The sequence below is a fragment of the Streptomyces sp. NPDC055013 genome, from assembly GCF_053608645.1.
In genome coordinates, this window is the sequence record NZ_JBSGVW010000008.1 from 135,971 (window position 1) to 158,936 (window position 22,966).

Sequence of the window (22,966 nt, forward strand, 5' to 3'; positions counted from 1 at the left end):
CGGGCCGTTCCGGGCCTGATTCGATCGGTAAGGTGTTCGCATGACTACCGGGGTACGCCGAAGAATGGGAGTCGAGGAGCGACGGCAGCAGTTGATCGGCGTCGCCCTCGAACTGTTCAGCCAGCGCTCGCCCGACGACGTCTCCATCGACGAGATAGCGTCGGCCGCAGGCATTTCGCGACCGCTGGTCTATCACTACTTCCCCGGCAAACTCAGCCTGTACGAGGCCGCGTTGAAGCGTGCCTCGGACGAACTGGCGGGCCGTTTCGTCGAGCCGCCGGACGGGCCCCTGGGGGCGCGGCTGCTGCGGGTGATGCGCCGCTTCTTCGACTTCGTCGACGAGCACGGCCCGGGTTTCTCGGCGCTGATGCGGGGCGGTCCGGCCGTCGGCTCGACGGCGACGAACGCGCTCATCGACTCCGTGCGGCAGGCCGCGTATGTCCAAATCCTTTCGCATCTGCGCGTGGAGAATCCGCCCGCGCGCCTGGAACTCGTGATCCGCTCCTGGATCTCGCTCGCCGAGTCGACGGCGCTGATCTGGCTGGACGGCCGCCGCATCCCGCGCGGCGAGCTGGAGGTCCAGCTCGTGCACGACTTCGCCGCGCTCGCGGCGGTGAGCGCGGCGTACGACGAGGAGATGAGCGGACTGCTGCGCAGCATGCTCAAGGACGAGCCGGGCGACGGGCCGTTCGGCGACCTGGTGACCCGGCTGATCGCCCTGGCGTCCTGAGCTGCTCGTGAGCGGACCCCGAGCGACGGCTCAGCTCTCGAACTTGCGGTAGGAGGGGTCGAGGTCGCGCACCTCGGCGGACACGTGCAGCGCGAGCCCGTCGGCCGGCTTCAGGTGCTGCCGCACCAACTCCAGGACCGTCTCGGTGAGCCGGGCCTTCGTCTCGTCCGTACGACCGGCCAGCAGGCCCATGGTGACGTGCACGACGCCGTGTCCGTCGGTGTCGTCGCCGACGGTGGTGTTCTCGGTCCTGCGGAACTGCGTCTTGCACGCGGGCGGCTTGGCGGCCGCGATCTCGACCACGGCGGTGTGCAGCGCCCGGGCGAAGCCGGGCCGGTCGAAGTCGTCCGCCAGCTGTTCCGAGTAGTCGACGGTGATCTGCGGCATGAGCACTCCTGTTCTGGGTGGCAGCGCTCACCCTAACCGCAGCGCCAGCATGGCGATGTCGTCCTCCTGGTCCCGTCCGAACTGGTCCAGGAGGGTGTCGCACAGCGCGTCCACGCCGGGCGGGGCGTCGGCGGCGGCCGTGCGGAGCTGCTTCAGGGAGACGTCCAGGTCGGTGCCGCGGCTCTCGATCAGGCCGTCGGTGACCATGAGCAGACGGTCGGCCGGGGTCAGCACCAGCTCGGTGGGCGCCGGCCGCCGAAGGCCGAGGCCGAGCAGCGGACCGTCCACGGGGACGTACTCGGCGCCGTCCCCGTCCCGCACGACCAGCGGCGGGATGTGGCCCGCGTTGGCGATACGGCCGCGTCCGGTGCCGGGGTCGACCAGGGTCAGGCAGACCGTGGCGGTGACGTCGGGGTGGTAGTGCACGAGCATCCGGTCGAGCCGTTCGGCCAGCGCGCCCGGGTCGCTCTCCTCGACGCAGTAGGCGCGCAGCGCGTGCCGGATCTCGACCATGACGGTGGCCGCGTCCAGCGAGTGCCCGACGACGTCCCCGACCGCGGTGAGCACCCCCTCCCGGGTGCGCAGGGCGGCGTAGAAGTCCCCGCCGATCTCGGCCTGCCGGGACGCGGGGACATACCGGACGACGACCTTCACGCCGGGCAGCGCGGGCAGCCGGTACGGCTGGGGCAGGAAGCTGTGCTGCAGGGTGAGCGCGATCTGCCGCTCCGCCTGGTACATCAGCAGCGGCTCGGCGGCGAGCGCGGTGGCCTGGGCGAGCCGGGCGAGGAGGTCGCCGTCGGCCGGGTCCGGGCCGGGGGCCGGTGCGGTCGGCGGGCACCGGGCGGCCAGGGGGGCGTATGACGGCATGGGTGCGGCGGGCACCCCGTTGTGCGGGCGCCGGTGCGCGAGGGGGTCGTGCCCGGGAATCGGCTCGGCGAGCAGGTCGGGCCGTGGGCGATGGGTCGCGAAGGGGACGTACACCGGAATGGGCTCGGCAAGCACCCCGGGGTGCGGGGCCGGGGGCGCAAGCGGGTCGCACGCCGACAACGGCTCGGCCGGCAGTCCGGGCTGCGGGCGATGGTGCGCGAAGGGGACGTACACCGGAATCGGCTCGGCGAGCACCCCGGGGTGCGGGGCCCGGGGCGCGAGGCGGTCGTACGCCGGAGGCGGTTCGGCGAGCATCCCGGGGTGCGGGCCCTGCGGCCCGAGGCGGTCGAACAGCGGAGTCGCTTCGGTGCGTGCCGGGGTCCGCGAGCTCCGGGCTGACGGCCGGGCCGGGACGGCGGCCGGCGGTACCGGCATGGCGACGCACACCGACGTACGGCCCTCGTCGGTGAACGCCAGGACCAGGCGGGCGTCCTCCCGCACGCCGGGCCGGAAGAAGCCGGCTGGCCACAGCGAGGCGGGCACGGTCGTGCTGTGCACCCCGGTCCGCCCGGTCCGGCCCTCCGCGATCCGCGTGATCAGGCGTGCCGCGGCGACCTGCGGGGCGGTGTCGGGCAGTGCGGTGGGGGTGCCCGCCGGACGGGCGAAGCCGTCGCCCCGGGGCAGGCGCAGGGAACTGCCCCAGTGCGGCTCGCCGCCCGGGCCGATCACGAAGACGACGGCGGGCGTACCGGTGAGCCGGGCCGTGCCCGCGGCGGCGGCGTCGGCCAGCTCCCCCAGACAGCGCGCGGTCTGGACGGTGACGATCGCCTCCGACAGCAGCGTCAGCCGGTGCGCGAGCACCTCGGCCGCGCTGCGCCGGCGCGCCCCGCGCACCGCGGCCCGTACGACGGCCTCGATCTCGCTCGGCTCGGCCGGCACGGTCAGGTAGGCGTCGGCGCCCGCGTCGAGACCCCGGCACCGGTCCCCCGGGTCCACGGCCATGGCGGAGAAGTGGACGACGGGCAGCGCCGCCATGGACGGCCGGGCCTTGACCAGGCGGCACAGTTCGAAGCCGCTCATGTCGGGCAACCCCACGTCGACGAGGGCCACGTCGGGCAGGGCGCCCGCGCGCAGCCGTATGTCGAGCTCGCTCAGCGCCTCCCCCGCGCTCGCGACCGGTACGACGTCATGGCCCGCGCGGCGCAGCACGGCGCCCATGGCGAAGCGGTTGGTCGAGACGTCGTCGACGACCATCACGGTCGTGTCCGCCTGCTTGCCGAAACCGTCCATCGTCGGGAGCCCTCGGATACGCGCGAGTGGGGCGGCCCGTGACCGGGTCCGCCCCACTCAACTTAGTGCCGTATCAAAGGGCCCGTGAGAAGACGGCGACAGTACGACCCGGAACGGCGAACGTGCCGGATTCCCGCTCGTAGGACGAGGACTTGACGATAGGGTCCGCGCCCGAGGCCTGCACCGAATGCAGTCGATAACCCTCGCCGGCCAGCGAGGCGATCCGCTGCTCCTGCTGCTCGGGCGTCGCGTTGAAGACGACGACGAGGTCACCGAGCCGCATGGTGATCACGCCGGGCGTCTCGTCCTTCCCGGACAGCGGGAAGGACAGCTTCGACTGCACCTGACCCGTCGTACCGAGGGAGAAGGCACTCTCCGTCGAACGGATGCTCAGCAGGTCCCGGTACGCTGCCGAGGCCCCCTCGATCTGCTCGCATCCCACCTTCACGGTGCTCAGCAGGGGCTTGGCGTACGGCCACTTGGACTCGTTGTCGGCGGCCGGCGGCAGCCCCCGCCCGAAGCCGTTGCCGTCGGCGCAGTTCCAGTGGATGGCGTTGAACCAGTCGCCGCTGTCGTAGGAGTTGCGGTCCAGCGACTTGGAGCGCAGCAGGTCGGTGCCGGCCTGGGACAGGGCCGGCCCCTGCGACAGGGTGGCCGTGGCCATGGCGAGGACCTGCATGCGGGCCCGGTCCGCGGCCGACGTGTCCTTCGGCAGCTTGAAGGCGAGCGCGTCGAACAGCGACTCGTTGTCGTGCGCGTCCGCGTAGGCGAGGGCGTCACCGGGGGCGTCCGCGTACCCGGCGGGCTGGCCGTTGTAGTCGACCTCGGCGCCGGTGACCTCCTTGCCGGCGGTGTCGGTGAACCGGTACCCGGCGAGGTTGCCGGACAGGCCGACCTTGATCAGGTCCTGGTAGTGCAGCAGCCGGGCCTTCTGCTCCGCGGAAGTGCCGTTGCCCTCGGACGAGTTGGGGTCGGTGAACAGCCCGGACGCGAAGCCCTGGACGCCGGGGTCCTCGTCGAAGGGCCCGCCGCCGCGTACGGCGTCCCGCGCCCGGTCGGAGAAGGTCGCGATGCCGGTGCCGGCCATGTTCTTCTGGGTGGCCTGCGTGAAGCGGGCGTCGTCGGCGACCTCGCCGAAGTTCCAGCCCTCGCCGTACAGGATGATCTTCTTGCCGTCGACGCCGTCCTTGGCGAGGGTCAGGGTGTCGAGGGCCTTGCGCACGGCCAGGATGTTGGCCTTCGGGTGGTGGCCCATCAGGTCGAAGCGGAAGCCGTCGACCTTGTACTCCTTGGCCCAGGTGACGATCGAGTCGACGACCAGCTTGCCCATCATGGCGTTCTCGGTGGCCGTGTTGGCGCAGCAGGTGCTGTTGGCGACCGAGCCGTCGGCGAGCAGGCGCTGGTAGTAGCCGGGGACGATCCGGTCGAGGACGGAGGTGTCCGCCTGACCGCTGGCCGCCGTGTGGTTGTAGACGACGTCCATGACGACCCGCAGGCCGTCGTCGTTCAGTGCCTTGACCATCTTGCGGAACTCGACCGTGCGGCCGGTGCCGTCGGGGTCGGTGGCGTACGAGCCTTCGGGGACCGTGTAGTGGTACGGGTCGTAGCCCCAGTTGTAGGCGTCCTTCGCGGCGATCTTCGACACGCACTCCTGCTGCTTGTCGGAGTCGGCCGGGAAGGCGGCGAGGTCGCAGCCGACGGTCGCCTGGTCCTGGCGGCGTTCGGGGATCGTGGCGATGTCGAAGGCCGGCAGCAGGTGGACGTACGACGTGCCCGCCTTCGCCAGCTCACGCAGGTGCTTGGAGCCGTCGCTGTCCTTGTCCGTGAAGGCGAGGTAGGTGCCCCGGTTCTTCGCCGTGCTGTCCTCGACGGAGAAGTCCCGGACGTGCAGCTCCTGGATCTGGGCGTCCTTCAGCGGTACGGCCTTGGGCTTTGTGTAGGAGGACCAGCCGCTCGGCGCCAGGGTCCTGTCGCGCAGGTCGACGACGAGGCTGCGCTCGGAGTCGGTGGTCAGGGCGACCGAGTAGGGGTCGGTGACCTTGTTGGTGACGACCTTGCGGACACCGGGCGCCCAGACCTTGACGACGTACCGGTAGGGCTTGCCCTTCCAGGAAGCCGGGCCGGTGACGGACCAGACGCCCGTGCCGGCGTTCCGCTTCATGGCGACGGTCGAGTCGCCGATCTCCAGCTTGACCGACTGTGCCGTGGGCGCCCAGACGGAGAGCGTCGGACGGCCCTTGTCGAAGGTCGGCCCGAGGTCGGCCTTCGTCGCCCCGGCGTACAGGTCGTCGAGGACACCGGCGATCTGGACGCCGGTCGCCGCGAGCACGGCGCCGTTCGCGGCCCGCTGCGAGGCGACGACCTGGCCGGCGAGGGCCTCGCGGACCCGGTCGCGGTCGCGCGGGTCGACGGCCCAGGCGGTGTCGTCCTTGAGGTGCGGGAACTTCGCCTTCTGGGCGTCCGTGAGGGAACCCTTGGACAGCCGCAGCCACTGGGCGGCACCGGTCACGGTGCCGTCCTTGACCGCGATCCCGCCGTCCCGGCTGTAGAGCAGCTGGGTGGAGGCGGCGGCCTCGGAGCCCTTCCAGGCGACCGTGTTCCGGTCGATCCAGACCGCCTTGGAGGTGCTCAGGTCGAGCGCCGCCGCGGACCCCGCGGGCTGCGGGAGCAGGTACTTCTCCTGGCCGCTCAACAGCCACACCTCATGGCCGTTCGCCGTGAGGTCGAGCGACTGGTCGGCGGGCAGATCCTTCTCGTCGCCCTTGTGGAGGATGTAGCTGAGGCTGGTGGCACCGTCGGTGAGCGGTACCTCGAAGACCGCACCATAGGCATCAGTCTCGACCGGCTTCAGGGGGTTCGACCACTCGGTGGGGTTCGCGGCACCCGTCCAGGTGTGCAGTCCCCAGCCGTCGTAGTTCCCGTCGGCGCGCTGGTAGTGCAGGACGGCCTTGGACTTGTCCGGCGCCGGATAGTCCGCCGCGGGCTTCTCGGTGCGAACGGCCTCCTTGCCCTGCTCGATCCAGATCTCCCCGGACTTGCCGAGGTCGATCGTGCGGTCGGTGGAGACGTCCTTGTTGCCGTCCTTGTCGATGACGAGGAAGCCGACGTTCGTCGCGCCCGGCTTCAGCTTGACGTAGGCGAAGGCGCCGTACGCGTCCCGGCCGACGAAGGGGTGGCTGTCCGGCCATTCGGTGGACTCGCCGTCGGCGAGGTCGCCCCAGGCGTACAGGCCCCAGTTCGCGTAGTCGCCGTCGGGGCGCTTGTAGTGGACGACCGCGTAGTCGCGGGAGGCGGCGCTGGGGACCTCGGGGGCGGGCGGGGTGCCCGTGGTGGAGGTCGCCGTGGCACTGGCGGTACGGCCGGCCGAGTCGATGACGACGGCCTTGTAGCGCAGGGCCGTTCCGGCGGGTACGTCCTTCCCGATGGCCTGCGTGACCTTGTACGGGGCGTGGTCGGCGGAGCCGAGGGTCCGCCACTTGCCGTTGCCGACCTGGGCCGCGAACACCACGCGGTTCAGCTGTCCGCCGTCGACGTCCGCGCCGATCTCCACCGTGCCGGTGGCGCCGTCGGCGGGGGCCTTGAGGGTCAAGGTCGGCGCGGTGGCGGGCTTCGCGGGCCTGCCGGCCGCCTTGAGGACGATCGCCGAGCCGGCCGGGACGGTGACGGTGACCTTCTTGTCGGCGTCGCTCCTGACCGAGTCGCGCGTGCCGTGGATCCCCTTGAAGGTCATGCCGGCCGAACCGGTCGCAAACGTCGCCGTCTTCGCCTCGCCCGCGTTGTTGAACGCGACGACGTACTCCGTGCCCGACTTGGCGGCAGTGCGCGAGAAGGCGTAGATCCCGGCGCCGTCGGCCGCGTACCGCTCGGTCTGGATTCCGTCGGCGAGGGCGGGGTTGGCCTTGCGCAGCGCGGAGAGCTCGGCGATGTGCCGGTACAGCGGCGCACTCGTGTCGTAGGCGTCGCTCGCGTGCGTGCGGTCGGTGCCGAGCTGGTCGTCGTCGAGGTAGTCGGCGGTCTTCGAGGCGAACAGGGTCTGGCGGGCGTCCTTGTCGCCGCCGGCGCCGGTGAAGCCCTGCTCGTCGCCGTAGTAGACGACCGGGTTGCCGCGGCTGAGGAACATCAGCTCGTTGGCGAGCTTGTCCTTCTTCAGCAGCTCGGCGTCGGTCGCCTTCGGGTTGTCCTGGTTCAGGAAGTACCCGATGCGGCCCATGTCGTGGTTGCCGAGGAAGGTGACCTGCTCGTACGCGTTGGCCTTGTCGGTCGTGTACTTGTAGTCGTCGCCGAAGACGGACGCCAGCTTCTGCGCGGTGCCGCCCTGGGAGGTGTACTGCCGGGCCGCCTCCTGGAAGGGGAAGTCGAGTGTGGAGTCGAGGCGGCCCTCGGTGACGTACGGCGACGTGACCGACGTGTCGGCGGAGTACACCTCGCCGAACATGAAGAAGTCGTCGCGGCCCTGCTTGGCGGCGTAGGAGTCCAGCGCCGTGGCCCACTGGGTCCAGAACTCCATGTTGACGTGCTTCACGGTGTCGATCCGGAAGCCGTCGATGTCGAAGTCCCTGACCCAGCGCTGGTAGATCTTCTCCATGCCGCTGACGACCTCGGGACGCTCGGTCCACAGGTCGTCGAGGCCGCCGAAGTCGCCGTGGGTGGAGCTCTCACCGGCGAAGGTGGAGTCACCGCGGTTGTGGTACATCGTCGGGTCGTTGAGCCACGAAGGAACCTTGACGTTCTTCTTCGCGGCGGCGACGGTCGGCGTGCGCGGGAAGGAGCCGGTGCCGACCGCAGGGAACCCGGACTTCCCGTCCGCGTAGTCGGCGTCGTCGAAGGGCTTGCCGTCCTTCGTCAGGTACGGGAAGGCGCCCTTGGAGAGGTAGTCGTAGGACTTCTCCTCATAGTCGACGACATCGGCCGTGTGGTTGGTGATGACGTCGAAGAAGACCTTCATGCCCTTGGCGTGGGCCTTGGAGATGAGGGTCTGAAGGTCCTTGTTGGTGCCGAAGTGCGGGTCGACCTGGGTGAAGTCGGTGATCCAGTAGCCGTGGTACGCGGCCGAGGCGTTGGCGCCGGTGCCCTGCACGGGCTGGTTCTTGAAGATCGGCGCCATCCAGATGGCGGTGGTGCCGAGACCCTTGATGTAGTCGAGGCGCTTGGTCAGCCCCTTGAGGTCGCCGCCCTGGTAGAAGCCCTTGTCGGTGGGGTCGTAGCCGGTGGAGAGGCGGGAACCGGTCAGGCCGCCCTTGTCGTTGCTCGCGTCGCCGTTGGCGAAACGGTCCGGCAGGACGAAGTAGAACTGGTCGCGGGTGGCCTCGTGCCGGGCGGGCTCGGCCGCGAGCCTGGCGTCGGACGGGGGCGGCGGCGGGGTCTGCGCCCGCGCCGCGAGGGGCTGGACGAGTGCGGCGGCCAGCGCGGTCACGGTGACCGCGGCGACCCGTCCGGCATGGGTGGTTCGGCGCCTCGACGGCGTCGGCCATCTCGCTATCACAGATGGGCTCCTTGCGATTACGGCTCAGTGGGTCCGACCCCGCGCGACCGTATCGCCGCGGCAAGGCTTACAGCAAGAGGCTTGAAAGCATCGGTAAGAACTTTCACCAAGGCTCTCGGCAGGGCGAGTTGCCCTGCGTCCGCAGTCCGAGCCACCGGGGCAGGGCGCATAATCGCTCGCCACGCCCGCAGGCTTGTGCCTACCGTCCCCGCATGGAACAGGAACCGCCCTTCGTCCGCGAGGTCTTCCCGGAGCTCGTCGACGAGCTGGTCCGACTCCTGGAGGAGGAGGGCGAACGCGAGCTGGCCATATGCGTGCGGGACGTCCGCATGGTCGGCGAGTGCGGCTGCGGGGACGACTTCTGCCAGAGCATCCGGACGTCGGATCACCCGAGCGGACAGCCGTACGGCCCGGGTCATCGGTGCGTGCCGCTGTTGCCCTCGTCGGGCGATCTGATTCTCGACGTCGTGAACGGCCGGATCATGTACATCGAGATACTCAACCGGCCACCCCTGCGCCGGCGTGTACAGGCATGACAGGGGTGGCCGTGCGGAGGACGGGACGGCTCAGCAGCTCGTCCTGCCGGCGTAGATCGCCAGGGCGGTGTTGGAGCCGAGGGTGGCCGTGAACTGCCCGCTGGAGTTCACCGTCACGCTCGTGTTGTTCTGCACGTTGCAGTAGGTGCCTGCCGCGAGGGACGTCTGATAGGTGCGGGTCAGGCTGCTCGACTCGTGGTTGATGGCGACGTAGCCCTTGCCGCCCCGCCCGAAGGCGATGGCGTCGCCGCCGTTGTCCCACCAGTTGGTGACCGACTCACCGCGCGTGGCGTTGCGGAAGGCGACCATCGACTTGATCTCCGGCCAGGCGTGCTGGCACTTCCAGCCGTTCTGCCAGCAGGCGTTGACCGCACCGCCGTTGGGCGGGCCCGCGTCATGGTCGGTGAACTCGTAGCCGGAGTTGATGTCGGGGGCGCCGTACGGGTAGGCCAGCATGAACACGCTGGCCAGCGTGTAGTTGGCGCCGTCCTTGTAGGAGAGCGTGGAGCCGTTGCGCTCGGTGTCGTGGTTGTCGACGAAGACACCGGAGACACCGCTGTTCATGTAGCCCCAGCCCTCGCCGTAGTTCTTCAGGTAGGCGAGGTTCTCGTTGTTGAAGACGCGCTTGAGGTCGTAGGCGTAGCGGAACTCCTGGACGTCGCCGTTGCCCGTGTACTCGGTGGGCTGGACGGCCTCCCCGCTGCCGTAGATGACCTCCTGCTTCCAGTAGACCGACGGGTTGCTCAGGCGCGACTTGATGTTGGCGAGGTCGCCGGCCGGGATGTGCTTGGCCGCGTCGATGCGGAAGCCGTCGACGCCAAGGGAGAGCAGGTCGTTCATGTACCCGGCGATGGCGCCACGGACGTAGGACTCGCCGGTGTCGAGGTCGGCGAGGCCGACGAGTTCACAGTTCTGGACGTTCACGCGGTCCGCGTAGTTGGTGATCTGCGCGGTGCAGTCGTCGAAGTCGAAGGAGGAGTACAGACCGGGGTAGTTGTACTTCGTGTACGACGACCCGCCGGTGCCGGTGCCGCTGCCCGCGGACATGTGGTTGATGACGGTGTCGGCGACGACCTTCACCCCGGCCGAGTGGCAGGTGTTCACCATGTTCTGGAAGGCGGTCCGGTCCCCGAGCCGGCCGGCGATCTTGTAACTGACGGGCTGGTACGACGTCCACCACTGCGAGCCCTGGATGTGCTCGGCGGGCGGGGAGACCTGGACGTAGCCGTAGCCGGCGGGGCCGAGGGTGCTGGTGCACTCCTTGGCGACCGAGGCGAAGTTCCACTCGAACATCACCGCGGTGACGTCCTTGGAGCCGGGCGGGGAGGCGGACGCGGGGGTCACGGGGGCCATCAGGGCCGCCGAAGTGGCGGCGAGCACGGTCGCGGTCGCGGTGACGGACCATCTCGATATCACAGGCGTAACTCCTTGCGATGACGGCCAGGCGTCTTTGCCGGGCGCCGGCGTGAACGTACCGCCACGAAAGGTTTACAGCAAGAGAGTTGAAAGTCATAGCAAGTACTTTCATCCGCAACCTTGACGCGCCCTTCTCAACTCCCTCACGCTCAACAGGTGTTGAGGCACCCCCACCCGCTCCTGCGCCGCGCGACGGCTTCTGACGTCATCCGAGGAAACGCAGAGGGCCCGCTGCCTGAAACGGCAGCGGGCCCTTGCTACTTGAGAGACGTCAGGCCGTCGTCCACCACACCGTCGTGTCGCCCGGCACCTTCGCCTCGCCGTCCGTCTCGCTGATCTCGCCGCTCGCGAGCAGCACGCGCCCGTACGCCGGGGTCGTCACCGACTCCTCGCCGGTGTTGGCGACGCAGACGAACTCCCCGCGCCGGAAGGCGAGAACCCCCTCGGGGGCCTTCAGCCACTCCACCGCGTCCCCCGCGCCCAGGTCGGGCTGCACGCGGCGCACAGCCAGCGCCGAGCGGTACAGCTCCAGGGTGGAGTCGGGGTCACCGGTCTGCGCCTCGATGCTCAGCTCGCCCCACCCCTTCGGCTGCGGCAGCCAGCTGCCACCCGTGCCGAAGCCGTACGACGATCCCTTACGCGTCCACGGGATCGGCACCCGGCAGCCGTCACGGAAGCCGTCCTGGCCCTCGCCACGGAAGTACGCCGGGTCCTGGCGCACCTCGTCAGGCAGGTCGACGACGTCCGGCAGGCCCAGCTCCTCGCCCTGGTAGACGTATGCCGAACCGGGCAGCGCGAGCATCAGCAGGCTGGCCGCCCGCGCTCGCCGCAACCCCAGTTCGCGGTCGCCCGCCGTGCGGATCTGGGTGCCGAGGCCGGGCGGGTTGGCGAAGCGGGTGGCGTGGCGGGTGACGTCGTGGTTGGACAGCACCCAGGTCGCCGGGGCGCCCACCGGGCGCATCGCGTCCAGGGTGCGGTCGACGACCTCGCGGAGCTCCTTGGCATCCCACTCCGTCGACAGGTACTGGAAGTTGAAGGCCTGGTGGAGCTCGTCCGGGCGCACGTAGTTGGCGGTGCGCTCGACGGTCGGGGTCCAGGCCTCGGCCACGAAAATACGCTCGCCGGCGTACTCGTCGAGGATCGTGCGCCACTGGCGGTAGACGGCATGCACACCGTCCTGGTCGAAGAACGGCATGACATCGTTGCCCAGCAGCTTGAGCTGGTCGTGGTTTCCGAGGTCGGGCAGCCCCTCTGCCTTCACCAGGCCGTGGGCCACGTCGATACGGAAACCGTCGACGCCCATGTCGAGCCAGAAGCGCAGGATGGAGCGGAACTCGTCCCCGACCGCCGGGTGCTCCCAGTTGAAGTCGGGCTGCTCGGGGGCGAAGAGGTGCAGGTACCACTCGCCGGGCGTGCCGTCCGGCTCGGTGACCCGGGTCCAGGCCGGGCCGCCGAAGATCGACTCCCAGTCGTTGGGCGGGAGTGCGCCGTCCGCGCCCTTGCCGGGGCGGAAGTGGTAGCGGTCCCGCAGCGGGGAGCCCGGCCCCTCCGCGACGGCACGCTTGAACCACTCGTGCTGGTCGGAGGAGTGGTTGGGGACCAGGTCGACGATGATCCGCAGACCCAGCTCATGGGCGTCCCGGATCAGCGCGTCGGCGTCGAGGAGGTTGCCGAACATCGGGTCGACGGCCCGGTAGTCGGCCACGTCGTAGCCTGCGTCGGCCTGCGGCGAGGCGTAGAAGGGGCTCAGCCACACGGCGTCCACGCCGAGGTCACGCAGGTACGGGAGTCGGGAGCGTACGCCTTCCAGGTCGCCCATGCCGTCACCGTTGCTGTCGGCGAAGCTGCGCGGATAGACCTGGTAGATCACCGCGTCCCGCCACCAGTCGCGGCGCTTGGCGACGGTGACGACGGCGGAGTTTTCGGCCGGTGCGGTGGGGTGCTGGCTCATGGCGTCCTTGTTGCGTAATGAGGTTCGGGTCATGGGGGTGAATGGGTACGAGGCGGCCGCAATGACAGCGGGGTCGGATGGCCACAGCGGCCGCCTCGGGTTTCAGGGGGCTCGACCTCAGGGGTGCGGGGAACTGCGCGACCAGCCACGACGGCGCGGCACACAACCGACTGCCCGCCGGGGCACTGTCGGCACGGCTCACCCCTTGGTGCCGCCCGCGGTAAGCCCGGTGACCAGGTTCTTCTGCACGAAGTAGAAGAACGCCGAGACAGGTATGGCGATGAGCACGGCCGTCGCGGCCATGAGGTTCCGCTGCGCGTCGTGCTCACTGACGAAGGTCTGCAACCCGACCGCGAACGTGTACTTCGTGTCGGACAGCATGAACGTCGACGCGAACGCGACCTCGCCGAAGGCCGTGAGGAAGCTGTAGAACGCGGCGACCGCCAGGCCCGGCTTGGCGAGCGGAAGGATCAGCCGCGCGAACGTGCCGAAGGGGGTCAACCCGTCGACGCGTCCGGCCTCGTCGATCTCGAACGGGATCGTGTCGAAGTAGCCCTTCATCAGCCAGGCACAGTACGGCACCGTCGTCGTGCAGTAGACGAGGATGAGACCGAGGTAGCTGTCGACGAGCTGGAGCCCGGACAGGATCTGGTACATCGGCACCATCAGGACGGCCACCGGGAACATCTGGGTCACGAGCAGCACCCACATGAACTTCTTGTAGCCCGGGAAGCGCATCCGCGAGACCGCGTAGCCGGTGGTGGCGGCGATGACCACGCCGATGAGCGTGGTGCCCAGCGTGACGATCAGGGTGCTTGTCAGCCAGTCGAAGAACTTGGTCTCCTGCAGGACGAACGTGTAGTTGTCCAGCGTCATCTTCCCCCAGATGCCACCGGGGTGGAGGTAGTCGTCCTTGTCCGGGCCGAGGGACAGGAAGACCAGCCAGACGACGGGGAACAGCGCGATCAGGCTCGCCACGATCAGGATGCCGTGGGAGACGACGGACGTCCTGCGGCTGTTCTCGCCCCGGCGGACCCCGCGCGGTGCGGCCGGCGACTTGGGGGGCTGGTCCGCCGGAGCAGTGGTCTTGACGGTCGTGGTGCTCATGGGGACTCCTGCCTCAGATCGCGAGCTGCGGGTCATTGCGGTTCAGCCAGCGGCGGTAGAAGGAGGTGAAGACGATCAGGATGGCCAGTAGCAGGATGCCGTAGGCGGCCGACTGCGCGAAGTCGCGCGGCTGCTGTCCGAAGCCGAGGTAGTAGGCCCAGGTGACGAGGATCTGCGCGTCCGGGGCGGTGTCGCCGAACAGCAGGAAGATGATGGCGAACTGGTTGAAGGTCCAGATGATGCCGAGGAGTACGACGGTGGAGCTGACGGACCTCAGGCCCGGCACGGTGACGTACCGGAACTGCTGCCACCTGCTCGCGCCGTCCATCTCGGCGGCCTCGTAGAGCGAGGAGTCGATGGACTGCAGTCCGCCGAGCAGCGAGAGCATCATGAACGGCACACCGCACCAGGTGTTCACCATGATCGCGGCGAACCGCTGCCAGAAGGTGTCCTCCAGCCACAGCGGCGTCGGCAGGTGGAGCGTCTCCAGGAACGAGTTGATGATGCCGCCGTCGGCGAGCATGAACCGCCAGCCGAAGACGGTGACGAAGGTCGGCACGGCCCACGGCAGGATCAGGATCAGCCGGTACAGGGTGCGGCCGCGCAGCTTCTGATTGAGCAGCAGGGCGAGGCCCAGGCCGATGGTGTAGTGCAGGGTGACGCAGGCCGCCGTCCAGAAGATCGTCCAGATGAAGTGCGACCAGAAGCGGTCGTAGGCCGTCTCGCCCCACAGGATGTCGGCGTAGTTGTCGAAGCCGATGAACTTGTAGGTGGCCGCGATCTCGTTGGCGCCGATCGTGCGGGCCGAGTTGAGACTGTTGGCGTCGGTGAGCGTGAGGTAGAAGCCGTACACCAGCGGATACAGCACGAGAACGCCGAGGACGATCACCACCGGGGCGATCATCGCGTAGGCATACCAGTGCTTCTGGTAGCCGTGCTTCAGGCGCTGGCCCAGCCCGGGCCGCGGCGCGCGGTCACCGCGGCGCTTGCCGGTCGCGCGGTCGATGGCGACTGTCATGGTTCGACAACCTTCTCGAAGTTCGGCAGATCAGGGGGTGTACGGCACACAGGCCGGTGGCCGCCGGAACTCTCCCCCCATGGTCAGGAAGTTCCGGCGGCCACTCGGGGTCACTTGCTGAAGTCCGGGACCAGCTTGGCGATGGAGGTCTCGGCGGTGCTCAGACCCTTGTCGAGGGACTCCTTGCCACCGGCGACCTTCAGCAGCTCGGTGTCCAGCGGACCCCACAGGGAGCTGTACTCGGGCAGCGCGGGACGCGGCTGGGCGGAGGCGAGGACGGTCTGGTAGCCGGCGATGCCCGGGTCGGCCTTGACCTCGGCGGTGTAGGCGTCGTCACGGACCGGCAGCGTGGAGTTCTTGAGCGCGATCGTCTCCTGCGCCTTCTGCGACGTCATGAAGTTCACGAACTTCAGCGCGGCCTTCTGGTGGGCCTCGTCGGAGCCGGCGTACACGGAGAGGTTGTGGCCACCGGTCGGCGCGCCCGCCTTGCCGGACGAGCCGGCCGGGACGGTGGCGATGCCGAGGTTGCTCTTGTCCTTGAACGCGGAGCCCTTGTAGAAGTTGGTGATCTCCCAGGGGCCCTGCATGATCGCGGCGACCTTGCCGTTGACGAACGCCTCCTGGATGTGGGCGTAGGCGTCAGCGGTGGTGTCGGCCTTGTGCAGGCCCTTGCCGTCGAAGAGGCTCAGCCAGGTGCCGTAGCCCTTCTTGGCCTCGGCGCCCGCGACGGTGATCTTCTTGGCGTCGGCGTCGACGGTGTCGGTGCCCTCGCCGTAGAGGAACGTCTGGGCGTAGTAGGCCTGGGTGGAGCCCCAGTAGCCGTCGACGCCGGTCTTGTCCTTGATCTTGGCGGCGGCCTTCTTCAGGTCGTCCCAGGTCTTGGGGGCCTCGACGCCGGCCTTCTTGAACAGGTCCTTGTTGTAGACGAAGGCGAGGGTGTCCGTGGTGAACGGAACGCCGTAGACCTTGTCCTCGTACTTGGCCTGCTCGATCAGGCTGGGCTGGAACTTGGCCTGGTCGGCGAGGGCCTCGGTGCCGTCCAGCGGCAGGAAGAAGCCCTTCTTGGCGAAGGCGGGGGTCCAGCCGACCTCGGAGCGCAGGATGTCCGGGGCGCCCTTGGAGCCGGCGGCGGTGTCGAACTTGTTCTGCGCCTGGTCGAACGGCACGTTGACGTACTTGACCTTGACGTCCTTGTTGGCGGCCTCGAACTCCTTGACCAAGGCCTGGTACGTCGGTGCCTCGTTGGTGGCGTTGGAGGTGTCCCACCAGGTGATGGTGACCGGCCCGTCGGCGCTGTCGCCGCTGTCACTTCCGCCGCAGGCCGTCGCCGCGAGGGCGAGGGACGCCACCAGCGCGGTGGCCGCTATGCCACGCCGCATGAGATCTCCTTGAGGGTGAAAGCCCGTGTGATGCGGAGGCGGCCCCGTCTGCCTGCCTCTGCTGTCTTGCCGACTGCGCCGTTGCGGCCGCCGGGCGACGTGAACGTAACAGCGTTGAAAGACTTACGAAAGACCTTGCAGAAAAAAAGTGCAAGGGAGCGTCGAAGTTATCCGGGCGTGACCGCTCGGCGACCACCATGAGACGCTTCTTTTCAACGGTGGAGCGGCACGGAGGCGGGTTGTGCAAGACTCTGCAAGCTCTTGCCATCACTTTCACGAGGGAGCGCGATGACGCAGCAGCGCGGGCCGCGACGGCCAACCGGTCGCCCACGGCGTCCGATTGGTGTGCAAGGCGACATACGGCCGGTACAGTCCAGTGCCGTGACCACACGGCTTGCCGACATCGCTGCTCAGGCGGGGGTCAGCGAAGCGACCGTCAGCCGCGTCCTCAACGGGAAGCCGGGCGTCGCTTCGACCACCCGCCAGTCCGTGCTGGCCGCACTCGACGTGCTCGGCTACGAACGCCCCGTACGCCTGCGCCAGCGCAGCGAGGGCCTGGTGGGCCTGATCACCCCGGAGCTGGAGAACCCGATATTCCCGGCCCTGGCCCAGGTCATCGGCCAAGCCCTCACCAGGCAGGGCTACACCCCGGTGCTGGCCACACAGACGCCGGGCGGCTCGACGGAGGACGAGCTGACGGAGATGCTCGTCGACCGCGGAGTGGCGGGCATCATCTACGTCTCCGGCCTCCACGCCGACACCACCGCCGACATGCAGCGCTACGAGACCCTGCGCGCGCAGGGTGTCCCCTTCGTCCTGGTCGACGGCTTCTCCCCGAAGGTCCAGGCACCTTTCATCTCCCCCGACGACCGCGCGGCGATGAACCTGGCAGTCACCCACCTCGCCTCGCTGGGCCACACCCGCATCGGCCTGGCCCTGGGCCCCAAGCGCTTCGTGCCGGTCCAGCGCAAGATCGAGGGCTTCGTCCGCACGATGCAGGACCAGCTGAACCTGCCGACGGCCGTCATCGAGACCGAGCTGATCCAGCACTCCCTCTACACCCTGGAGGGCGGCCAGGCCGCCGCCACGGCGCTGATCGACCGCGCCTGCACCGCGATCGTCTGCGCCAGCGACATGATGGCGCTGGGCGCGATACGGGCGGCCCGGCAACTCGGCCTCGACGTCCCCAAGGACATCTCGGTCGTCGGCTTCGACGACTCCCCCCTGATCGCCTTCACCGACCCGCCCCTCACCACGGTCCGCAAGCCGGTCCCGGCGATGGGCCAGGCCGCGGTACGCACGCTCCTCGAGGAGATCGGCGGGACTCCCGCCCCCCACAGCGAGTTCGTGTTCATGCCGGAGCTGGTGGTGCGGGGTTCGACGGCTTCGGCACCCGGTGACAGGGTTCGTCCGTAAGTCGTCCGCGAGGCGGAGAATAGACCCATCCCTCCCCTGCGTTGGTAGGAGTATGGAGCTGTACGCCGGCCGTAGAACGTGCGTCCTCAACCCAACCAGGGGATGATCGGTCGGGGAACTCTTTTCTGGCAGACTCTGTGCCCATGGGTGACACCACCGTGACGACACTGGAAGGCCGGGAAGCGGCCGTTCTGCCCCCCGTCGCGGAAGAGACGGGGCGGGGGCCCCTGCGCCGCCTGCGCACTCCGCGCCGCCCACGCCTCTGGTTCGAGATCCTGCTGATCGCGGTGAGCTACTGGACGTACTCACTGATCCGCAACGCGGTCCCGGAACAGCGGACCGAGGCCCTGCACAACGCCGACTGGCTCTGGAAGCTGGAGCACCAACTCGGCATCGCGGTCGAGGAGTCGATCAACCACGCCGTGAACTCGGTGACTTGGCTCATCGTCGGCATGAACTACTACTACGCGACGCTGCACTTCATCATCACCCTCGGCGTCCTGATCTGGCTCTACCGCAGCCACCCCGGCCGCTACGCGGCCACCCGCCTGGTCCTGTTCGCCACCACAGGCGTGGCCCTGGTCGGTTACTACCTGTATCCGCTCGCTCCCCCACGGTTGATGACCGACACCGGCTTCATCGACACGGTGCTGGTCCACGACACCTGGGGTTCGATGGCCTCGGGCGACCTGAAGAACATGTCGAACCAGTACGCCGCCATGCCGTCCATGCACATCGGCTGGTCCGTCTGGAGCGGACTGACGATCTTCGCCCTGGCGCGCATCCCCTGGGTCCGCGTCCTGGGCCTCCTCTACCCCACGGCAACCCTGCTGGTGATCGTCGCCACGGCCAACCACTTCTGGCTGGACGCGGTAGGAGGCCTCGTCTGCCTGGCGTTCGGCTACACGGTGGCCCGCCTCTGGTACGGAAAGCTGCCGCACGCGCTTCCCAGGCGAGTGACGCATTCGCACCCGCGTACGGCGGCGAGGGGCCGTGCCGGGGGGTGTCCGCCCGCAGCGGCGGGCGTCAACGCCGAGCAGCCTTCCGAGGAACCGAGCCGCCCGACCGAGGACGGACACCCCCCGGCACGGCCCCGACCCCCATCACACCGTTAGGCGCCACGCGCACCCTCACCGGAGCCGCGCAGGCCGCCGCAGGCACCCTCCGGCCCAACCGCCGGAGGAACCCGTCACCCCCCGTAGAACAGCTCGTCCACCACACCCCGAGCCCGCCGGGCCGTACGCCGGTAGGCGTCGAGCATGTCCCCCACGTGACCGAGCTCGTACCCCAGGTAGCGCCCCACAGCGGCCAGCTCCCGCGCGTCCGACGGAAACGTGTCGCCGGCCCGCCCCCGCACCAGCATCACGGCATTGCGCACCCGGGTCGCCAGCACCCAGGCCTCATCCAGGGTCGCCGCGTCCTCGTCCGAGATGAGCCCGGCGGCACGAGCGGCGGCGAGAGCCTCGCGGGTCCGGGTCGTCCGCAGCCCCGGCACGGCCGAGCCGTGCTGCATCTGAAGAAGCTGAACCGTCCACTCGACGTCGGAGAGCCCACCCGGCCCGAGCTTGGTGTGCAGCTTGGGGTCGGCACCGCGAGGCAGCCGCTCGGACTCCATGCGCGCCTTCAGCCGCCGGATCTCCCGCACGGCGTCCTCACCGAGCCCGCCCGCGGGATACCGCAGCGGATCGATCATCTCGATGAACCGGCGCCCCAGATCCACGTCCCCCGCCATCGCCTCGGCCCGCAGCAGCGCCTGCGACTCCCACACCAGCGACCACCGGCGGTAGTACGCCCCGTACGACTTCAGCGTCCGGACCAGTGGCCCGGACTTGCCCTCGGGCCGCAGATCGGCGTCGATCAGCAGCGGCGGGTCCGCACTCGGGATCTGCAGCAGTCGCCGCATCTCCTCGACGACCCGGTTCGCGGCGACCGCGGCCTCGTGCTCGTCGACGCCGTCCTGCGGCTCGTGCACGAACAGGACGTCCGCGTCACTGCCGTAACCCAGCTCCTGCCCGCCGAAGCGCCCCATCCCGATGATCGCGAACCGGGTGGGCAGGGTGTCGCCCCAACCGGCCCGCACCACCGCCCGCAGCGTCCCGGCCAGCGTCGCTGCCGTGAGGCTCGACACCGCCGCCCCGACCCGGTCCACAAGGGCCCCCTGGTCGGCCTCGGCCGGCTTCGTCTCGGTGCCGTAGGAGTCGACGATGTCCGCGGCGGCCGTACGGAACAGCTCCCGGCGGCGCACCCCACGGGCCGCCGTGACCGCCTGGGCGTCACCGTCGGCACGCCTCACCGCGGCGATGATCTCCTGCTCCAGATGCCCACGCGAGCGGGGCTCCAGCCCGCTGCCGCCGTCCCCGTTCCCGAGCAGCGCGACGGCCTCGGGCGCCCGCAGCAGCAGATCGGGGGCGAGCCGGCCGGCCGACAGTACCCGGGCGAGGTTCTCGGCGGCGGCGCCCTCGTCCCTCAACAGCCGGAGATACCAAGGCGTCTTGCCGAGCGCGTCCGACACCTTGCGGAAGTTCAGCAGGCCCGCGTCCGGATCGGCCGAGTCGGCGAACCAGCCCAACAGGACGGGCAGCAGGGTGCGTTGGATCGCCGCCTTGCGGCTGACGCCGGAGGCCAGCGCCTCCAGATGGCGCAGGGCGGACGCCGGATCGGCGTACCCGAGCGCGACCAGCCGCTCGCGCGCGGCCCCGGCACTCAACCGGGCCTCGCCGGGGGCGAGTTGGGCGACCGCGTCGAGGAGCGGCCGGTAGAAGAGCTTCTCGTGCAGACGCCGTACGACGCTCGCGTGCCGTTTCCACTCGCGGTTCAGCTCGGCGACCGGGTCGGCGCGCAGGCCGAGGGAGCGGCCGATGCGGCGCAGGTCGGCGTCGTCCTCGGGCACCAGGTGCGTCCGGCGCAGCCGGTAGAGCTGGATGCGGTGCTCCATGGAGCGCAGGAAGCGGTAGGCGGCGTCGAGCTGTGCGGCGTCGGCACGGCCGACGTAACCGCCCGCGGCGAGGGCCTGCAAGGCGTCGAGCGTGGTGCCGCTGCGCAGCGACGCGTCGTCGCGTCCGTGCACCAACTGCAGCAGCTGCACGGCGAACTCGACGTCCCGCAGGCCTCCCGGCCCCAGCTTGAGCTGCCGGTCGAGCTCGGCGACGGGGATGTTCTCCACGACCCGGCGCCGCATCTTCTGCACGTCGACGACGAAGTTCTCCCGCTCGGCGACCTTCCAGACCAGGGGCTCCAGCGCGGCGACGTACGCCTCACCGAGCTCGATGTCGCCCGCCACCGGGCGGGCCTTGAGCAGCGCCTGGAACTCCCAGGTCTTGGCCCAGCGCTGGTAGTAGGCGAGATGGCTGCTGAGGGTGCGTACCAGGGGGCCGTTCCTGCCCTCGGGGCGCAGATTGGCGTCGACCGGCCAGATGGAGCCCTCGACGGTGGTCTCCGAGCAGATGCGCATCATGTGCGAGGCGATCTTGGTGGCCGAGCGCAGGGCCTTGGCCTCGTCGGCGCCGTCCGCGATCTCGCCGACGAAGATGACGTCGACGTCGGAGACGTAGTTCAGCTCGTGGCCCCCGCACTTGCCCATCGCGATCACCGCGAGCCGGCACAGAGCGGCGTCCTCCGGTGCGGCGGTGCGGGCGATGGCGAGCGCGGCGCGCAGGGTCGCGGTGGCGAGGTCGGCGAGCTCGGCGGCCGTCTGGGCCAGGTCGGTGGTGCCGCACACGTCACGGGCGGCGATGGACAGCAGACAGCGCCGGTAGGCGACGCGCAGGGACACCGGGTCGGTGGCCCCGGCGAGCCCGCGCTCGAACTCCTCCACGCCGGGGTGGAGATCCCGCGGCTCGTACATGGCGAGTTCCTGCCAGTCACCGGCGTGCTTGGCGAGGTGATCGGCCAGCGCGGCGGAGGCGCCGAGCACGCCGAGCAGCCGGTCGCGCAGGGGCTTGGCCGCTATCAGCGTGTCCACCAGCTCCCGCTGGGCGGTGGGGCCGGGCTGTGCCTCGAGCAGCCGGACGAGGCCGTGCAGGGCGAGGTCGGGGTCGGCGGTGGCGCCGAGGGCCTCCAGCAGGACCGGGTCGTTCCTGACCGGCGCGAGCTGGTCGCTGTCCAGGAGGCGCTCGGCGGCGGACGGGTCGGTGAAACCGTGCCGCAGCAGCCGCGTGAAGGTACTGCTCCTGCGCCCCGGCGCCGTCATGCTCGCCCTCCCGTCCGATCGGGGTCGTGCGCGCCCGATCAAGGTCGTACCCGGTCGAGCCTAGCCGGAGAGTCCGACGGTGGCGCCGATGAGTTCGGGGGGTCCGTGGGGTCTTCCTTGTCGAGGGACACGTCCGGCGACATATTCCGGCGACACATCTGGAGGCCGTCCGATGACCGAGAAACAACCGCAGACCCGGCTGGATGCGCGCTACAGCGACGAGACGGCCACGGCGGTCCCGTGGCCCGAGGCGGAGAAGCTGCTGGCCGAGGCCGAGCTGTTCTGGATCTCCACGGTACGGCCGGACGGGCGGCCGCATGTGACCCCGCTGCCGGCGGTCTGGTCCCAGGGGGCGCTGCACTTCTGCACGGGCCCGGAGGAGCGCAAGGCGCGGAATCTGGCGGCCAACCCGCACCTCGTCCTGACGACCGGCACGAACATCTGGGACAAGGGCTACGACCTGGTGGTCGAGGGCGAGGCGGTACGGATCACCGACGAGGCCCGGCTCCGCGAGCTGGCCGCGGCGTGGGAGACGAAGTACGACACCTTCTGGCACTTCGACGTCGCGGACGGCTGCTTCCGGCACGGCGCGGGACACGCCTACGTCTACTCGGTGGCGCCGAGCACGGTTTTCGGCTTCGGTAAGGGTGAGCCGTTCAGCCAGACTCGTTGGCGTTTCACCCAGGAGGAACAGCAATGGACTTCACGCTCGAAGTGATCCCGCTGCCTGTCAGCGACATCGACCGGGCCCGCGACTTCTACCGGGACAAGGTCGGCTTCCACGTCGACATCGACCAGGAGGTCATGCCGGGCATGCGCATCGTCCAACTGACGCCTCCGGGCTCCGGCTGTTCGATCGCGCTTGGCGACAGCATCTGGGACATGACCAAGGGCGAGACCGTACCCGAGCCCGGCTCCTACCAGGGCCTCCAGCTCTGCGTGGCCGACATCAAGGCCGCCCACGCGGAACTGGTCGAACGCGGCCTCGAGGTCTCCGAGCCGGTCCAGTACACCCCCGACGACGGCGCCACCTTCATGTACTTCAAGGACCCCGACGGCAACGGCTGGTCCATCCAGGAGTACCGCCAGAGGGCTACGAAGCCGTTGCATCAGCTGCTGACGGAACAGGTGAACTTGCGCGGGCAGTAACGCCGTGAGAGGGCGCGGGGGGGTGTACAACACCCCCCGCCCCGGGGGC

At 69.6% G+C, this 22,966-nt stretch carries 15 protein-coding genes; 6 read left to right on the top strand and 9 right to left on the bottom strand.

Annotated elements, in window-relative coordinates:
- The first annotated feature begins 40 nt into the window (after positions 1-40).
- Positions 41-730, top strand: a complete 690-nt coding sequence (locus ACWGDB_RS13150; protein ID WP_369270610.1) for a TetR/AcrR family transcriptional regulator — start codon at positions 41-43, stop codon at positions 728-730.
- Between the two features lie 30 nt (positions 731-760).
- On the opposite strand, the gene ACWGDB_RS13155 is transcribed toward ACWGDB_RS13150, so the two are convergent.
- The 3 genes from ACWGDB_RS13155 to pulA all read right to left on the bottom strand — a co-directional run bounded on the left by ACWGDB_RS13155 (position 761) and on the right by pulA (position 8,756).
- On the bottom strand, positions 761-1,117 hold the full coding sequence (locus ACWGDB_RS13155) for a 5-carboxymethyl-2-hydroxymuconate Delta-isomerase (RefSeq protein ID WP_369270611.1): 357 nt from the start codon (positions 1,115-1,117) through the stop codon (positions 761-763).
- 27 nt (positions 1,118-1,144) lie between these two features.
- A complete protein-coding gene (locus ACWGDB_RS13160) occupies positions 1,145-3,274 on the bottom strand; it encodes a SpoIIE family protein phosphatase (protein WP_453822494.1) in 2,130 nt (709 codons plus the stop codon).
- 73 nt (positions 3,275-3,347) lie between these two features.
- Positions 3,348-8,756 carry a pullulanase-type alpha-1,6-glucosidase gene (pulA, locus tag ACWGDB_RS13165; protein ID WP_453822495.1) on the bottom strand — a complete coding sequence of 1,803 codons (5,409 nt, stop codon included), beginning with the start codon at positions 8,754-8,756 and terminating at the stop codon, positions 3,348-3,350.
- 212 nt (positions 8,757-8,968) lie between these two features.
- On the opposite strand from pulA, the gene ACWGDB_RS13170 reads away from it, so the two are divergent.
- Positions 8,969-9,292 (top strand): hypothetical protein, encoded by a 324-nt coding sequence (locus ACWGDB_RS13170; protein WP_453822496.1) that lies wholly within the window; start codon positions 8,969-8,971, stop codon positions 9,290-9,292.
- Positions 9,293-9,322: 30 nt separating this feature from the next.
- On the opposite strand, the gene ACWGDB_RS13175 is transcribed toward ACWGDB_RS13170, so the two are convergent.
- The 5 genes from ACWGDB_RS13175 to ACWGDB_RS13195 form a co-directional block, all read right to left on the bottom strand.
- A complete protein-coding gene (locus ACWGDB_RS13175; RefSeq protein ID WP_453822497.1) occupies positions 9,323-10,708 on the bottom strand; it encodes an alpha-amylase in 1,386 nt (461 codons plus the stop codon).
- A gap of 271 nt (positions 10,709-10,979) precedes the next feature.
- Positions 10,980-12,659 (bottom strand): glycoside hydrolase family 13 protein, encoded by a 1,680-nt coding sequence (locus tag ACWGDB_RS13180; RefSeq protein ID WP_453822498.1) that lies wholly within the window; start codon positions 12,657-12,659, stop codon positions 10,980-10,982.
- A gap of 198 nt (positions 12,660-12,857) precedes the next feature.
- Positions 12,858-13,766, bottom strand: coding sequence for a sugar ABC transporter permease (locus ACWGDB_RS13185; RefSeq protein ID WP_453822499.1), 909 nt, complete (start codon positions 13,764-13,766; stop codon positions 12,858-12,860).
- Positions 13,767-13,779: 13 nt separating this feature from the next.
- On the bottom strand, positions 13,780-14,784 hold the full coding sequence (locus tag ACWGDB_RS13190; protein ID WP_453822500.1) for a carbohydrate ABC transporter permease: 1,005 nt from the start codon (positions 14,782-14,784) through the stop codon (positions 13,780-13,782).
- A gap of 110 nt (positions 14,785-14,894) precedes the next feature.
- Entirely contained in the window at positions 14,895-16,163 is a 1,269-nt protein-coding gene (locus ACWGDB_RS13195) for an extracellular solute-binding protein (RefSeq protein ID WP_383596213.1), read from the bottom strand.
- 381 nt (positions 16,164-16,544) lie between these two features.
- Here ACWGDB_RS13195 and ACWGDB_RS13200 point away from each other — a divergent pair, with 381 nt between their 5' ends.
- Both ACWGDB_RS13200 and ACWGDB_RS13205 read left to right on the top strand, forming a co-directional pair.
- Positions 16,545-17,579: a LacI family DNA-binding transcriptional regulator gene (locus tag ACWGDB_RS13200; protein WP_453822501.1), complete on the top strand. Its 1,035-nt coding sequence runs from the start codon at positions 16,545-16,547 to the stop codon at positions 17,577-17,579.
- A 143-nt stretch (positions 17,580-17,722) separates the two neighbouring features.
- Positions 17,723-18,694, top strand: a complete 972-nt coding sequence (locus ACWGDB_RS13205; protein WP_453822502.1) for a phosphatase PAP2 family protein — start codon at positions 17,723-17,725, stop codon at positions 18,692-18,694.
- 74 nt (positions 18,695-18,768) lie between these two features.
- Here ACWGDB_RS13205 and ACWGDB_RS13210 read toward each other — a convergent pair whose 3' ends face one another.
- A complete protein-coding gene (locus ACWGDB_RS13210; RefSeq protein ID WP_453822503.1) occupies positions 18,769-21,768 on the bottom strand; it encodes a bifunctional [glutamine synthetase] adenylyltransferase/[glutamine synthetase]-adenylyl-L-tyrosine phosphorylase in 3,000 nt (999 codons plus the stop codon).
- A 172-nt stretch (positions 21,769-21,940) separates the two neighbouring features.
- Between ACWGDB_RS13210 and ACWGDB_RS13215 the strand changes: the two genes are divergently transcribed.
- Entirely contained in the window at positions 21,941-22,486 is a 546-nt protein-coding gene (locus ACWGDB_RS13215) for a pyridoxamine 5'-phosphate oxidase family protein (RefSeq protein ID WP_453822504.1), read from the top strand.
- Positions 22,465-22,917, top strand: coding sequence for a VOC family protein (locus ACWGDB_RS13220; protein WP_453822505.1), 453 nt, complete (start codon positions 22,465-22,467; stop codon positions 22,915-22,917). Before ACWGDB_RS13215 ends, ACWGDB_RS13220 begins: the two co-directional genes overlap by 22 nt.
- Positions 22,918-22,966: the final 49 nt, after the last annotated feature.

Bases quoted from the DNA above. Each gene is read 5' to 3' on its own strand.
- ACWGDB_RS13150 (WP_369270610.1), top strand. From the start codon at position 41: ATGACTACCGGGGTACGCCGAAGAATGGGAGTCGAGGAGCGACGGCAG.
- ACWGDB_RS13180 (WP_453822498.1), bottom strand. From the start codon at position 12,659: ATGAGCCAGCACCCCACCGCACCGGCCGAAAACTCCGCCGTCGTCACC.
- ACWGDB_RS13170 (WP_453822496.1), top strand. From the start codon at position 8,969: ATGGAACAGGAACCGCCCTTCGTCCGCGAGGTCTTCCCGGAGCTCGTC.
- ACWGDB_RS13220 (WP_453822505.1), top strand. From the start codon at position 22,465: ATGGACTTCACGCTCGAAGTGATCCCGCTGCCTGTCAGCGACATCGAC.
- ACWGDB_RS13185 (WP_453822499.1), bottom strand. From the start codon at position 13,766: ATGAGCACCACGACCGTCAAGACCACTGCTCCGGCGGACCAGCCCCCC.
- ACWGDB_RS13205 (WP_453822502.1), top strand. From the start codon at position 17,723: ATGGGTGACACCACCGTGACGACACTGGAAGGCCGGGAAGCGGCCGTT.
- ACWGDB_RS13215 (WP_453822504.1), top strand. From the start codon at position 21,941: ATGACCGAGAAACAACCGCAGACCCGGCTGGATGCGCGCTACAGCGAC.
- ACWGDB_RS13190 (WP_453822500.1), bottom strand. From the start codon at position 14,784: ATGACAGTCGCCATCGACCGCGCGACCGGCAAGCGCCGCGGTGACCGC.
- ACWGDB_RS13195 (WP_383596213.1), bottom strand. From the start codon at position 16,163: ATGCGGCGTGGCATAGCGGCCACCGCGCTGGTGGCGTCCCTCGCCCTC.
- ACWGDB_RS13155 (WP_369270611.1), bottom strand. From the start codon at position 1,117: ATGCCGCAGATCACCGTCGACTACTCGGAACAGCTGGCGGACGACTTC.
- ACWGDB_RS13160 (WP_453822494.1), bottom strand. From the start codon at position 3,274: ATGGACGGTTTCGGCAAGCAGGCGGACACGACCGTGATGGTCGTCGAC.
- ACWGDB_RS13210 (WP_453822503.1), bottom strand. From the start codon at position 21,768: ATGACGGCGCCGGGGCGCAGGAGCAGTACCTTCACGCGGCTGCTGCGG.